We start from the raw sequence: 13,504 nt of genomic DNA on the forward strand, positions 1-13,504 counted from the left end.
ATAACAGATTATTATTTTTATTTATTCTAAATTATAATTAATTTTGCGCAAAATTAGTCCAGAAGTTCAGTCTAAAGTTATCATTTCCGAACTTTTTGTTATCTGATATTTAGCTTATCCAATTGTACCATCATGAAGAATCTGCCATCTAAAGAAGTATTATTCAGCTCGGAAGCCATCAAAATTTTGTTTCAGAAAGGCTCAGTGAATGAAAAATTTTCAAGAATTGACATGATAGAGAGCCGGTCAAGTTTTAATTTACTTTTTTTATTGAGCTCCAATATCAATCTTGAGGCACAGGATTGCGGAACTAATTTCTTATTTAAAAAAAATCAATATGTACTCCATTATTCCCACGATGAAAGCATGGCAGAACTATGGACAGAAAACAATGATCCTCTGAAATATATGCAGATTGAAATCATGTATGATTATATTTTTAACCTTATTAACCCTGTTTCAAATACAGAAAGTGAAGATATTTTGGAGAATCTCACACGGAACAATTATATTTTTCTTCATAAGCAGACTCCGCCTTATATGACTGTTGAAATGCATATGATTGTAAAGGAAATTATAAGCTATTCTAAAAAAGGAATGCTGCAGAAATTATTCATTGAAGCAAAAATCATCAAACTTTTAATGCTGATTTTCGAACAGTTCAGTGAAAAAAACACAGTGAAGGACTCTCCTAAAATTCCTTTTATGATTAAAAAGTTTGTAGATGAAAATTTTCACAAAAATATCAAAGTGGAAGAAATCGGTAATATGATTGGTATCAATCAGAATAAGATCAGAAAAGAATTCAAGGCGCAATATCATATGACCGTCAATGATTATATTGCAGAATTAAGAATGCTGAAAGCTAAAAAACTTATCATCAACAAGGAAGTTTTAATCAAAGAAATTGCAATAGAATGCGGCTACGAATATGTACAGAATTTTACGCGGGCTTTCAAAAAGAAATTTGGAATTTCTCCTGAAAAATTAAGGAATGAATAAATAAAAACCACTTACCGAGATAAGTGGTTTTAATATATGTTGTTTTGCTTTGATATTGCTTTCCCGGAATTCATGTGGGAAAACAATGACAATCAATTAATGATGTCCGTGGCTGTCGTGGCTATGATCGTGAATGAATGGACCATGACCTTTAGGCTCATTGTAGATTACTTCTGCGCCTTCCTGCTCAAAAACCATTTTGCTTCTTACTTCTTCAGGATCAAAAGGTTTCACCTTACCGAAATATTCTTTCAGGCCTTCCGTTAACCATAAAGGAATTACAAAACCGAAGAACATAAAAATACACCAGAATCCTACAAGGAACATTATAATGAAGAATACAGTCCAAAGGAACTGGTAAAATGGCCAAAATGCTGATAAAATCATTATCATTTCTAAAAGATTTTAGGCAAAAATAGGACTTTTTATTTTTTTACACAAAAGATATACGCCCTATTTTTATTATTTATTTTAATTTTAAACTAATGACTATTTTTTCGGGCCGGTTTCCAAATTCTCAAGAGCAACTTTCGCAATATCTTTCACCACCTGGGTCGGCGAATTACAGTCGCAGTTACTGAATCCGATTACGTAAATATCCTCTTTCGGAATATAAACACCCATAGACTTGAAACCGAAAATACTTCCGCCATGTTCCCTGGTTGGAACACCATTGATATCCTTCAAATGCCAGCCGTAACCGTATGTGAACTCCTCTCCGTTATTTAGCTTATATTTGGTAAAAGCTTCACGACTATGCGCCGCATCAAGAATGAGATTTTTATTGAGTGCCTGCTGCCATTTTACCATATCTTCCACAGTCGACATCAATGATCCGGAAGCGAAAGGAACGCTAAAGTTTATAACGGTTTTATTGACATAGCCGTCGGTTTTCTGATGATATCCATAAGCCCTTTTTTTAATGACTCTTCTGTCGCTTGCATATTGAGAATTGCTCATTCCCGCTTTGTCGAAAATATTCTTCTTGACAAAATCTTCATACTTCTCCCCCCGAAACAATTTCTATTAAATACCCCAAAACCACATAGCCTGAATTATTATATTCAAATTTTTCTCCCGGTTTGAAATCAACAGGCTCATTTTTAAAGAAGTCGACCATCATTTTAGGGGTCATTTCTTTCTGTGCGATGTCAGAAAGAGTTTTCATTTTGGTAAAATCTTTTATCCCTGAAGTATGGGTAAGAAGGTGATGTATTGTAATTGAATTACCTGCGGGATAATCCGGAATATATTTTGAAATCGCATCGCTCACTTTAAGTTTTCCCTGAGATTCCAGAATAAGAATTGAAATCGCCGTAAACTGCTTTGTCATGGATCCAATCTGAAAAACATTATCAGAAGTCATATCTACACTGAGTTCCAGGTTTGCTTTCCCAAAAGCTTTTTCGTAGATCGTTTTCCCTTTCTGAGAAATAAGAAATACACCGCCCGGTCCGTTACGATCGCTGAATTCTTTTTGTATTATACTGTCTATCTTCCCATTAAGCTGTGCAAAAAATACATTGCAGCCAGCAATAAACAATACTAATAAGAACAAGATTTTTTTCATAGTTATACTATTTTGTATTGCAAATGTATTGTATTTTAAAATACCTTGCAATACAAAGTAGTATTTATAGTAAAATAATTTTACTTTTTTTAATGGGCAAGATCAGCAAAGAAATCATTCCCTTTGTCATCAGTAATAATGAATGCAGGGAAATCTTTCACTTCAATCTTTCTTACTGCTTCCATTCCTAATTCCGGGAAATCCACAACCTCAACGGAAAGAATATTGTCTTTTGCTAAAATAGCCGCAGGACCACCAATAGATCCTAAATAGAAGCCTCCGTATTTTCCGCAGGCATTCGTCACATCTTTGCTTCTGTTTCCTTTAGCCAACATAATCATGCTTCCTCCATGGCTCTGGAATTCATCAACATATACGTCCATTCTTCCGGCTGTCGTAGGCCCGAAACTTCCTGAAGCCATTCCTTCCGGAGTTTTTGCAGGTCCCGCGTAATAGATTGGATGATTTTTAAAATATTCAGGCATTGGTTTCCCACTGTCGATGATTTCTTTGATTTTTGCGTGAGCAATATCTCTTGCAACGATCAAAGTTCCGTTGAGCTTTAATCTTGTTTTAATAGGATATTTAGAAAGTTCCGCCAGAATTTCAGGCATTGGTTTATTCAGGTTGATTTCTACAGCTTCTTCAAGATGTGGCGGCGTATCCGGCAAGAATCTCTTAGGATTTTCTTCCAGTTGTTCCAGAAAAATACCTTCTTTTGTTATTTTACCTTTAATATTTCTGTCCGCAGAGCAGGAAACTCCCATTCCTACAGGACAAGATGCCGCATGACGAGGAAGCCTGATCACTCTGACGTCGTGCGTTAAATATTTACCACCAAACTGCGCTCCGATAGCACTTTCCTGGCAAATTTTCTGAACTTTCGCTTCCCATTCCAGATCTCTGAAAGCCTGACCAGCTTCATTTCCTTCAGTAGGAAGATTATCATAATATTTTGCAGATGCTTTTTTTACTGCCGCTAAATTTGCTTCAGCAGAAGTTCCACCAATGACCAAAGCCAAGTGGTAAGGCGGACATGCTGCCGTTCCAAGATCTGAAATTTTCTCTTTAATGAATTCTTCAAGAGATTTTTCGTTTAGTAAAGATTTAGTTTTTTGGTAAAGAAACGTTTTATTGGCAGAACCTCCTCCTTTCGTTAAAAATAAAAATTCGTAATAATCTCCTTTCTTAGCATAGATATCAATCTGCGCCGGAAGGTTTGATCCTGAATTTTTCTCATCAAACATCGTTAAAGGGACCACCTGAGAATACCTTAAATTTCTTTTTTGATAGGTATTGTAAATACCACGGCTTAAATATTCTCCGTCATCAACTCCGGTGTAAACATTTTCTCCTTTTTTTCCCATTACAATAGCTGTACCCGTGTCCTGGCATGAAGGTAAAGCGCCTTCCGCTGCAACCGCTGCATTTTGTAAAAGGTTGTACGCTACGAATCTGTCGTTGTCAGTCGCTTCAGGATCATCAATAATTCTTCTGAGACTTTCCAGGTGTGAAGAACGAAGCATAAAAGAAACATCTGCCATAGCTTCTTCAGCAAGCAGTTCCAGGCCTTTCGGGTCGATGGTTAAAATTTCTCTGTTACCGAGCTGTTCAACTTTTACATAATCTGATGTAAGTTTCTTGTACACCGTATCATCCTTCTGAATCGGATACGGATCCTGATATCTAAATTCCATTCTTCTTTTTATTTGGGTGCAAAAATAAAACATCGCTAAAAAACATGAGTAAAATCAGAGACTTAGATTGATATTTATAATGATTATAAATTGCAAATGTTTCAGACAATGATTAACTTTAGGAAAACTTTAAGTCACAAAAGTTTTTCTCCTTTTTTAAGTTTAATAATATAGTATTCAGAAGGGTTCATCAGTTTTTAAAATCTTTGATTTTAATTTTTGTGAACTTTACAGATTATTATCAATCTTAAAATTGGAACTGAATATTTTGTGCCTTTTGTGGTTAAATTAAATCTATCATCATAATGAATTACAGAATAGAAAAAGACACCATGGGCGAAGTGCAGGTTCCTGCAGATAAATTTTGGGGCGCACAAACCGAAAGATCCAGAAACAATTTCAAAATCGGTCCGGAAGGATCAATGCCTCATGAAATCATTGAAGCATTTGCCTATCTGAAAAAAGCGGCTGCTTTCACAAATGCCGATTTAGGCGTTCTTTCCTCCAAAAAAAGAGATATGATCGCAAAAGTCTGTGATGAAATATTAGAAGGAAAACTGAATGATCAATTTCCTCTCGTGATCTGGCAAACCGGCTCAGGAACACAGTCTAACATGAATGTGAATGAAGTGATCTCAAACCGGGCACACGTAAATAATGGCGGAACATTAGGCGAAAAATCCGAAATTCATCCTAATGATGATGTTAATAAATCCCAGTCGTCCAACGATACTTATCCTACAGCAATGCACATTGCAGCCTACCGTAAAGTGGTGGAGACTACTATTCCTGCTGTTGAAAAATTACGCAATACGTTAGCCGAAAAATCAGAAGCTTTCAAAGATATCGTTAAAATCGGGAGAACGCATTTAATGGATGCCACGCCATTGACTTTGGGACAGGAATTTTCAGGGTATGTTGCCCAGCTGAATTACGGTATAAAAGCTTTAAAAAATACGCTTCCGCATCTTTCTGAATTGGCTTTGGGAGGCACCGCAGTAGGAACCGGACTCAACACTCCGAAAGGCTACGATGTAAAAGTAGCTGAATATATTTCTAAATTTACCAATCATCCTTTTGTAACTGCAGAAAATAAATTTGAAGCACTGGCGGCTCACGATGCTATTGTTGAATCTCACGGTGCTTTAAAACAACTCGCCGTTTCATTATTTAAAATTGCTCAGGATATCAGATTACTCGCTTCGGGACCGCGCTCGGGAATCGGTGAAATTCACATTCCGGAAAATGAGCCGGGATCATCCATTATGCCGGGAAAAGTAAATCCTACGCAAAATGAAGCAATGACAATGGTTTGCGCACAGGTTTTAGGGAATGACACCACGATTTCCTTTGCAGGAACACAGGGAAATTATGAGCTTAATGTTTTCAAACCTGTGATGGCTTTTAATTTTTTGCAGTCTGCACAATTAATTGCGGATGCATGTGTTTCATTTAACGATCATTGCGCGGTGGGAATTGAGCCTAATTATGAGAGAATCAAGGAGCTTGTTGATAAATCACTAATGCTTGTTACCGCCCTGAATACGCACATTGGCTATGAAAATGCGGCAAAAATCGCAAAAACCGCCCACAAAAAACGGAACGACCTTAAAAGAAGAAGCCGTTAATCTGGGATTTCTCACAGCAGATCAATTTGATGAATGGGTGAAGCCTGAAGATATGGTAGGAAGTCTGAAGTAGATTTTTAACACATTAGGCACATAAGTTTTAGGGTAAAATTTTGAAAATATTTTAGATCACATAAGAGGAAATCAAAGATTTTCTGATTCAATAATTGGGATTTAAAATATTCAATACCTGTCTTGTGACAAAATAAAATTCAATATGCTAATGAAAAAACGCCGGAGAAGAAAATTTTCCGGCGTTTATCATTTAAATATGAATAAAATCAGGTGTATTTTTACCACCAAAGCACTACTCCAAAAGTTAAAGCTTTATCGTTTTCAAAGGTTCCGCTTTTAAAGAAATTCCCAAAATCTTTTTTAACAAAGATGCTGAAGTCGTCATAAGAAACAGTGAATTGTGCTCCGTAAATAAAAGGACTTACCCGATAATCGCTTCTATCTCTGTCACTTATCCCATCTCCTTTAATAATATTATTGGTAGACATTTTTACCCCTCCGTAGATATTGGCTCCCACTTTAAATCCATCTGAATAATCTCTGTACTGGACATCCAGACCTGCATTTTTCAGCTTTGAAAAATTATACTGCAATCCCAACGGAACAATAATATAGCCTGTTCTGAGTTTACTTTTACTCAATCCTTTCTCATAATTTGCAAGATACACATTGGAATTGGCGTCTTTTGCCACAAACATGTTATTATCAATAATCAATGTTCTCCAGGAAAACCCGATTCCGGAAATCAGACCCCACGGACTTGTTCTGCCGAATTGATAATTAAATTTAAGCCCAAACTCAAAATTCCCGGCATAGCGCAGATTGTTATCCAAAGCATTATCCGCCTTATTATTAGTAAGATTCATAATAGAATAAGAAATATAAGGAGAGATATCTTTTGTGGGTCTGAACTTTTTCAAAAGCTTTTCCTTCAATTCTTCATTAGAAGTTACGTCAGAATTAAGGAGAGAATAACGTACCTGTTTTTGGATAACGGCGTCCATATCAAAACCCAATTCTTCAATTCTCTGATCAATTTTCTCAGAATACTTACTGGCAATCAATGATTTTTGTTCATCAAATTCTGCCTTAGAGAGATTTTTAGCCTGAAGCTCGGTTAACTCCACCTCCATCAGTTTTTTTTCTTCTTTAATGATGGTATCAATCTTTTTTTGCATATTCGTCCACTTTTTCTTTTACAATTGGACTTACTTCGGTATCTTCTTTTGGCTGAAGATTGAATACCGGCTTTTTCTGAGCGAATACCGCTGTAGATAATAGACATAGTCCGCCCATCATGATAAATTTCTTGATCATATTATAATAGTTTTTAATTGTTTAAAATTGATTTTAATTTTCGTTCAGATCAATGCTTGCCACATTGCTTTTTCCTTTTGTTTTTTCAATAACATCTTTGTGTTCCACTGAAAAAAGCAGCGTTGAAGGATCAACATACCGTTTCTTTTTTACCTGTATTTTAACTGAATCTGATTGTGCAATAGTTTTAGCAGGTTCAGCAGGTATGATTTCTGGTATCACTTGCGGCGAATTTTGTTGTATTGAAGGTAATTCATCGTGTATAAAGGTCGGTGATTCCTGCTGGTTTATTTTATTATCTGTTGAAGCCTTTTCTACTGCGATTTTTTGTTCATTATTTTTAATGATTAATTCAACAGGTTTCTTCTGAACCTCATTCTGTGCGGGAGTCTTAACTTCAGTCTTACCAACCTTTGCAATATTTTCGGATTTCTCTGTTATCTGATTATCCTGATTAAAAAAGAGTACTATTCCTAAACTGAATGTTAAAATCAGACACGCTGCTACCAGAAACCAATTTACTCTTGATTGGCTCGTTTTCTTCTCCGTATGGTTTCCTATTTCTGCCCAAAGATCACGTGCAGGAGCAATTTCCCGTTCACCGATCTGTTTTTTGATCTGATATTCGATTGTGTTTTTAGTAATTTTCATTTTGTAATTTTTTTTGTTGCTGATGATAAATTTTTCTCATCTTTTCTTTTGCCCTGAAAAGCTGAGTTTTGCTTACTGCCGTGGAAATCTGTAAGGCTTCTGCGATTTCCTGATGTGAATAATCTTCGAGTACATAAAGATTAAAAACCATTCTGTAGGCGTCCGGCAGCTGATCAAGGAGTTCCTGCGCATTAAAATTAAAATCAACATACTCTTCCGGAATTTCATCAGAATAATTAGGATTGATGTCTTCGAGATAAAAAACTGTTTTATTGCTTTTAATAAAATTAAGACACTCATTCACTACTATTCTTCTGCCCCATCCTTCGAAGCTTCCTTCTCCCCGGAAACTTTCAATACTTTTAAAAATTTTGCAAAATGCTTTGATCACACAGTCTTCAGCCTGATAAAGATCGTTGATGTAGCTTCTGCTGATACTCAGGTATTTTTTTACATTCTGATCATAAAAAATTTTCTGTGCAGCCGGATCCTGCTTTTTGAGGCGGCTGAGCAAATCATCTTTTTTATTTCCGAACAAAAGTTTCATAATTACTTGTTTCTAATAGTAAGACAATGAAAAACTGAAAAGGTTACAAATCAGAAATTTTTTTTTTAATATTTACTAAAAAAATACCCGGGCGGAAAAATTTCCGCCCGGGTATTTTTATTTTTAAAGAAGGAAAAAATCAGCTCAGCATTCTCTGTGCTTTTTTTCACGCCTTCCACGAGAAGATCAATTTCATTGAAAGTATTATACACTGCAAAGCTCGCTCTTACCGTTCCTGCAATATTGAAAAAATCCATTATTGGTTGCGTACAGTGGTGTCCTGTTCTCACGGCAATTCCCAGTTTATCCAGTATCATTCCTACATCGGAAGCAATACCAACACCCTCAAGATTAAAAGAAACCACTCCGGTTCTGTTAGCTTTTTCACCATAAATCTTTAAGCCATCCAGTTCCAAAAGTTTTTTTTGTGCATATTCCAGCAAAGCATTTTCATGCTTCTGAATATTTTCGTGACCAACTTTTTGGATGAAATCCACAGCTGCTCCTAACGCAATATTTCCACCCACATTAGGAGTTCCGGCTTCGTATTTAAAAGGCAGTCCGGCATATGTTGTTCCATCAAAAGAACATATTGCAATCATCTCGCCACCACCATGGAAAGGCGGAAGATCTTCTAAAATATGCTGTTTTCCGTACAAAATACCCGTTCCCATCGGCGCATACATTTTATGTCCTGAAAAAACGAAGAAATCACAGTCTATTTTCTGAACATCAATAGTAAAATGGGGGGCAGACTGTGCTCCGTCGATTACGATATAGGCATCTGTATTTTTTCTTGTTTTTGCAATGATTTCTTCAATAGGATTTATGATTCCCAACGCATTGGAAACCTGATTTACAGAAACAACTTTTGTTTTTTCACTTAAAAATGTCTCAAATACATCAAGCTGAAGAATTCCGTTTTCATCCATCGGAATAACTCTTAATTTGGCTCCCGTTCTTTCACAAAGCATCTGCCATGGAACAATATTGGAGTGATGCTCAAGGTAAGAAATGATTATTTCATCGTCTTTTTTTAACTTTTGAGTCAAAACATAAGCGATAAGATTTAATCCTTCTGTGGTTCCTTTGGTAAAAATTACTTCAAAATCATGTTTTGCATTAATGAATTTTTGGATTTTCCTTCTTGAAAGTTCCATCTCTTCGGTCGCCAGCTGACTTAACGTATGAATTCCACGGTGTACATTCGCATTAATTTCTGTATAATATCTGTTCCAGACTTCTAAAACAGAATTTGGCTTTTGTGACGTTGCTGCATTATCGAGATAAACCAAAGGTTTACCATTTACCTCCTGATCCAATATAGAAAACTGACTTCTGATTTCCTGAATGTCAAACATTTATTAAAAATTTAAATTAAAATATTCTTATTTAGAACTCTTCAAATTTACGGCTTTTTTTCGGATTGTGGCTGATAGTTGGTACTTGGTGGCTGATAGAAAGATTCGATGGATTAAATGTATATTTTTCTTTTAACGCTAAGGATCGCAAGGAATGGATAATTTTTTTGTGGATATTTTTTTGCAAAAGTACTTCGCAGGATCAGCATAAACTGGACACTCAGCGAATGATAGCAATGTTGTTTAATACTAAAAACTTAAATTTTGAACACAATGATCACGAAGTTTTTTTTATTACTTAATGCTTCAGGTTCACAAAACCGTTTCACTTATAAAAGGTCGCAAAGCTTTTTTAGCTTATAAAGTTTTTTAACACAAAAAAACCTGCCAAGAAATTGACAGGTTTTATATTGTTCAGATAAGAAATTCTTATTCTGCCGCTGTTTCTTCAGCTGCCGGAGCTGCTCCTTCTTCAGTTGCAACTTCTTCTTCATCTTCATCATCCATAGCTGCAGCACCTCCTTTCATTGCGTTTCTAGACATCTTAACAGCTACAACAACTGCATTATCCGGGTGCATGAAAGAGTATCCTTCAGTTTTGATACCTCCAACATAAAGTTTGTTACCGATTCTTAGCGGAGTAACGTCCACAACGATCTCATCAGGTAAGTTAGCAGGGATAGCTTTTACTTTCAGTTTTCTGAAAGACTGACGAAGAACACCACCAGCTACAACACCTTTAGAACGACCTGTAATTCTTACAGGAACCTCCATAACTACTGGCTTATCTTCAGCTAACTGATAGAAGTCTGCGTGAAGAATTTTGTCTGTAATCGGGTGAAACTGAATATCCTGAAGAACAGCCGGAATTGTTTGACCATCAACCTCAATAGATACCGTGTGTGCTTCAGGAGTATATACCAAACCTTTGAAAGCTTTCTCTTCTGCAGAGAAGTTCAATGGCTCACCACCTCCGTAAACAACACAAGGAACTAATTCAGCATCACGTAAAGCTTTTGTAGACTTTTTGCCCACGCTTTCTCTTTTTGTACCTTGAATTGTAATAGATTTCATTTATAAAAATTTAAAAAATTGTTTAAAACTAAATTTGCAATCTTATGAAAATCAACTAGATAATAAACTTACTACTGATTGACTGATGCTCATGAACCATCTTCATAACGTCCGCAAATAATGGGGCGCAAGATAGCACTTTTATTTTAGATGACAAATTATTCTTTACAGGAATTGAGTCAGTTACAATCACTTCCAGTAATTTTGAATTCTCAATATTCTCATACGCTTTGCCTGAAAGCACGCCATGGGTAGCCATTGCACGTACAGATTTTGCTCCTTTTTCCATTAAGATATCTGCTGCTTTACAAAGAGTTCCAGCCGTATCGATCATGTCGTCAATAAGAATAACATTCTTGCCTACAACATCTCCGATAAGAAACATTTCTTCTACAACATTTGCCTTTTTTCTTTCTTTATAGGCAATTACCACATCTGCTCCAAGGTGACCGGCGTAGTTTTTTGCTCTTTTTGCACCTCCCATGTCCGGGGAAGCAATGGTAAGATTTTCGAGATTCAGATTTCTGATATAATCCACAAAAATGGTAGAGGCATACAAATGATCTACGGGAATTTCAAAGAATCCCTGGATCTGATCGGCATGGAGATCCATAGTCATTACTCTTGTTGCTCCCGCAGCTGTTAGAAGATTGGCGACAAGCTTTGCACCAATTGGCGCTCTTGGTTTGTCTTTTCTGTCTTGTCTGGCAAGTCCGAAATAAGGAAGCACTACGGTAATACTCTTCGCAGAGGCTCTTTTCGCCGCGTCAATCATTAAAAGAAGTTCCAATAAATTGTCTGCCGGGGGGAATGTAGATCCGATCAGGAAAACTCTTCCGCCTCTTACAGACTCATCCAATACCGGTTCAAATTCTCCGTCACTGAAGGTCTGAAAGTTGATTTTTCCTAATTCTTTCCCGTAATATTGGGCAATTTTCTCTGCCAGGTCCTTGCTGGTCCTTGTACAAAATAGATAACTTAACTGGTGGGCCATTTTTACTTTTTAAAAGATTTTGCAAATTTAAAAAAAAACCACAAGAATCTATCCTGTGGTTTCTAAGTTTTTATTTTAATCAGAATTACGGGAAGGTAACTCCGGAATAACTATTTTGATTTACCTGTGGCAAGGTAGATCCATACTTCGTATTAATTGATTTAATAAATTCATTAGCCACGATAGCATAGCCTCTACCGGTAAGATGTACCCCATCGAGAGAGAAGGCTCCTCCACTTACAAATTTAGCGGTGTACTTGACTCCATCAAATGTAATTCCTGACTGTCCGTTAAGTTCAAGCATTTTAGCATTGGCATCTACGAAAGCAAGTCCGTAAGAATCTGCCATAGATCTTATGGAGGTATTGTATGCATCTATTGCTGTTTTTACATATCCGGCTTCGGTTTTAGTTAAAACATGCTGGTTCTGCAAAGGATAAGAAATCCCGTAAACATTCACAGGAGAAGGTGCTCCAGGTGCTACACTTGCAATTACCGAACTTGAAGTAAGTAAAATATAATCTTCTGATGTAGCCTGTCTTGCCTGTCCAAAAATCTGTCCGAATGCCGTAGCAGTCGGTAAGCCCAATGAAGGCGTTAAAGCAGCAGTAAGCTGAGCAGAAAGATCAGTAAGCGATTCATCTTTAATTAAAACAGGATTATTAGACGTTGCTGAAAGCAAATTAATTCTATTTCCGGCTCCAAAAGCAGTAAGGGCCTGTTTCAACGGACCGTATAAGCTGGTATTAAGTGTCGTAAGATTAGCTCCTAAAGCAGATGGTGTCAAAGGATTATAAGGAACTGTTGTAAAATAAGGAATTGAAGTAACATAGGGAACATTTGCAATAACTCCTTTTGTTGTTCCAACACTTTTAAGACCATCTAAAACTCCTTTAATAGAAGCTGCAACAACATTAGGATTTGAAATATCATTCGATTTGTAAACCGTAGGACTTGCAGTTGCGGGCTGAACCGTCGCCGCTGTATATGTTGTAACTCCTCCTACAGTCTGAGAATTAGTTCCTCCACTTGTTGCATATAATAAAACATCATTACTTCCTATCCAAAGAGAGAAAAATGTAGGAGTCTGTGACATTGCATCAGCTAAAACAGAAGTTGTGGCTGACGAAGCAAATCTTACAAAATAAGGATTCGCAGTTCCTAGAGAAAGACCGGCTAAACTTCCATAACCAGGGGCCACAAGATGATAAGATTTTGCTCCGGGTACTCCCATATTCTGATAAGGTCTTCCAGAAGCTACATTATCCAAAGCACCTGCGGGAGTACTTGCCACAGGAGTTAAAGATCCGTTAACCAACTGAAGCGTAAATTTTCCTGCAAATCCCGGTAAGTTATTGAAACCTCCTATATTATTAGGCATTAAAGGTTGCTTAAACTCACCACCTCCGGCAAGCTTCATTTGCTGTGCAATCATTGAAGGATAAGACTCATTTTGTCCTCCTGAATATAAGGCTCCGTCTCTATAGCCTGATGTTAAGGAATTTCCTAAGGCGATATATTTAGAAAAGTTCGCTTCCCCGCTGGTTACTACCACGTCATTAACGTCTGTATCAAAATCATCCTCGCAGCTCGTTGTAAACAGAAGTGCGGAAATCGCGAATGTAGAAATTATAATTTTTTTCATAGT

At 36.7% G+C, this 13,504-nt stretch carries 13 protein-coding genes and 1 pseudogene; 2 read left to right on the top strand and 12 right to left on the bottom strand.

Features of this window, described 5'->3' with window-relative positions:
• Positions 1–132 precede the first annotated feature (132 nt).
• On the top strand, positions 133–1,002 hold the full coding sequence (locus AAHI02_RS12280) for an AraC family transcriptional regulator (protein ID WP_346983489.1): 870 nt from the start codon (positions 133–135) through the stop codon (positions 1,000–1,002).
• A gap of 96 nt (positions 1,003–1,098) precedes the next feature.
• On the opposite strand, the gene AAHI02_RS12285 is transcribed toward AAHI02_RS12280, so the two are convergent.
• The 4 genes from AAHI02_RS12285 to AAHI02_RS12300 form a co-directional block, all read right to left on the bottom strand.
• A complete protein-coding gene (locus tag AAHI02_RS12285; RefSeq protein ID WP_346986618.1) occupies positions 1,099–1,389 on the bottom strand; it encodes a hypothetical protein in 291 nt (96 codons plus the stop codon).
• 102 nt (positions 1,390–1,491) lie between these two features.
• On the bottom strand, positions 1,492–2,022 hold the full coding sequence (locus AAHI02_RS12290; protein WP_346983490.1) for a serine hydrolase domain-containing protein: 531 nt from the start codon (positions 2,020–2,022) through the stop codon (positions 1,492–1,494).
• Positions 2,000–2,572: a serine hydrolase domain-containing protein gene (locus tag AAHI02_RS12295; RefSeq protein WP_346983491.1), complete on the bottom strand. Its 573-nt coding sequence runs from the start codon at positions 2,570–2,572 to the stop codon at positions 2,000–2,002. The genes AAHI02_RS12290 and AAHI02_RS12295 overlap by 23 nt, the downstream gene beginning before the upstream one ends.
• 89 nt (positions 2,573–2,661) lie before the next feature.
• Positions 2,662–4,269, bottom strand: coding sequence for a fumarate hydratase (locus AAHI02_RS12300; RefSeq protein WP_346983492.1), 1,608 nt, complete (start codon positions 4,267–4,269; stop codon positions 2,662–2,664).
• Positions 4,270–4,574: 305 nt separating this feature from the next.
• Between AAHI02_RS12300 and fumC the strand changes: the two are divergent.
• A pseudogene (gene fumC / locus AAHI02_RS12305) lies at positions 4,575–5,970 on the top strand (class II fumarate hydratase).
• Positions 5,971–6,190: 220 nt separating this feature from the next.
• Here fumC and AAHI02_RS12310 read toward each other — a convergent pair.
• The 8 genes from AAHI02_RS12310 to AAHI02_RS12345 all read right to left on the bottom strand — a co-directional run bounded on the left by AAHI02_RS12310 (position 6,191) and on the right by AAHI02_RS12345 (position 13,501).
• A complete protein-coding gene (locus AAHI02_RS12310; protein WP_346983493.1) occupies positions 6,191–7,090 on the bottom strand; it encodes an outer membrane beta-barrel protein in 900 nt (299 codons plus the stop codon).
• Entirely contained in the window at positions 7,074–7,229 is a 156-nt protein-coding gene (locus AAHI02_RS12315) for a hypothetical protein (RefSeq protein ID WP_346983494.1), read from the bottom strand. The genes AAHI02_RS12310 and AAHI02_RS12315 overlap by 17 nt, the downstream gene beginning before the upstream one ends.
• A 33-nt stretch (positions 7,230–7,262) precedes the next feature.
• Positions 7,263–7,880: a hypothetical protein gene (locus tag AAHI02_RS12320; protein ID WP_346983495.1), complete on the bottom strand. Its 618-nt coding sequence runs from the start codon at positions 7,878–7,880 to the stop codon at positions 7,263–7,265.
• The gene (locus tag AAHI02_RS12325) at positions 7,867–8,427 is read right to left on the bottom strand and encodes an RNA polymerase sigma factor (RefSeq protein ID WP_346983496.1); all 561 of its coding nucleotides are present in this window, start codon (positions 8,425–8,427) and stop codon (positions 7,867–7,869) included. The genes AAHI02_RS12320 and AAHI02_RS12325 overlap by 14 nt, the downstream gene beginning before the upstream one ends.
• A 65-nt stretch (positions 8,428–8,492) precedes the next feature.
• A complete protein-coding gene (locus tag AAHI02_RS12330; RefSeq protein ID WP_346983497.1) occupies positions 8,493–9,788 on the bottom strand; it encodes a cysteine desulfurase in 1,296 nt (431 codons plus the stop codon).
• Between the two features lie 429 nt (positions 9,789–10,217).
• Positions 10,218–10,862 carry a 50S ribosomal protein L25/general stress protein Ctc gene (locus AAHI02_RS12335; protein WP_346983498.1) on the bottom strand — a complete coding sequence of 215 codons (645 nt, stop codon included), beginning with the start codon at positions 10,860–10,862 and terminating at the stop codon, positions 10,218–10,220.
• 55 nt (positions 10,863–10,917) lie between these two features.
• A complete protein-coding gene (locus tag AAHI02_RS12340) occupies positions 10,918–11,856 on the bottom strand; it encodes a ribose-phosphate pyrophosphokinase (RefSeq protein ID WP_042720775.1) in 939 nt (312 codons plus the stop codon).
• Between the two features lie 85 nt (positions 11,857–11,941).
• Positions 11,942–13,501, bottom strand: a complete 1,560-nt coding sequence (locus tag AAHI02_RS12345; RefSeq protein ID WP_346983499.1) for a G-D-S-L family lipolytic protein — start codon at positions 13,499–13,501, stop codon at positions 11,942–11,944.
• Positions 13,502–13,504: the final 3 nt, after the last annotated feature.

Origin of the sequence: Chryseobacterium sp. POE27 (genome assembly GCF_039727685.1) — a bacterium.
Taxonomy (GTDB): Bacteria; Bacteroidota; Bacteroidia; order Flavobacteriales; family Weeksellaceae; genus Chryseobacterium.

What these genes read in the sequence shown, in the direction of transcription:
- AAHI02_RS12280 (WP_346983489.1), top strand. Translation starts at nt 133, where the DNA reads ATGAAGAATCTGCCATCTAAAGAAGTATTATTCAGCTCGGAAGCCATC.
- AAHI02_RS12285 (WP_346986618.1), bottom strand. Translation starts at nt 1,389, where the DNA reads ATGATTTTATCAGCATTTTGGCCATTTTACCAGTTCCTTTGGACTGTA.
- AAHI02_RS12295 (WP_346983491.1), bottom strand. Translation starts at nt 2,572, where the DNA reads ATGAAAAAAATCTTGTTCTTATTAGTATTGTTTATTGCTGGCTGCAAT.
- AAHI02_RS12300 (WP_346983492.1), bottom strand. Translation starts at nt 4,269, where the DNA reads ATGGAATTTAGATATCAGGATCCGTATCCGATTCAGAAGGATGATACG.
- AAHI02_RS12310 (WP_346983493.1), bottom strand. Translation starts at nt 7,090, where the DNA reads ATGCAAAAAAAGATTGATACCATCATTAAAGAAGAAAAAAAACTGATG.
- AAHI02_RS12315 (WP_346983494.1), bottom strand. Translation starts at nt 7,229, where the DNA reads ATGATCAAGAAATTTATCATGATGGGCGGACTATGTCTATTATCTACA.
- AAHI02_RS12320 (WP_346983495.1), bottom strand. Translation starts at nt 7,880, where the DNA reads ATGAAAATTACTAAAAACACAATCGAATATCAGATCAAAAAACAGATC.
- AAHI02_RS12325 (WP_346983496.1), bottom strand. Translation starts at nt 8,427, where the DNA reads ATGAAACTTTTGTTCGGAAATAAAAAAGATGATTTGCTCAGCCGCCTC.
- AAHI02_RS12330 (WP_346983497.1), bottom strand. Translation starts at nt 9,788, where the DNA reads ATGTTTGACATTCAGGAAATCAGAAGTCAGTTTTCTATATTGGATCAG.
- AAHI02_RS12335 (WP_346983498.1), bottom strand. Translation starts at nt 10,862, where the DNA reads ATGAAATCTATTACAATTCAAGGTACAAAAAGAGAAAGCGTGGGCAAA.
- AAHI02_RS12340 (WP_042720775.1), bottom strand. Translation starts at nt 11,856, where the DNA reads ATGGCCCACCAGTTAAGTTATCTATTTTGTACAAGGACCAGCAAGGAC.
- AAHI02_RS12345 (WP_346983499.1), bottom strand. Translation starts at nt 13,501, where the DNA reads ATGAAAAAAATTATAATTTCTACATTCGCGATTTCCGCACTTCTGTTT.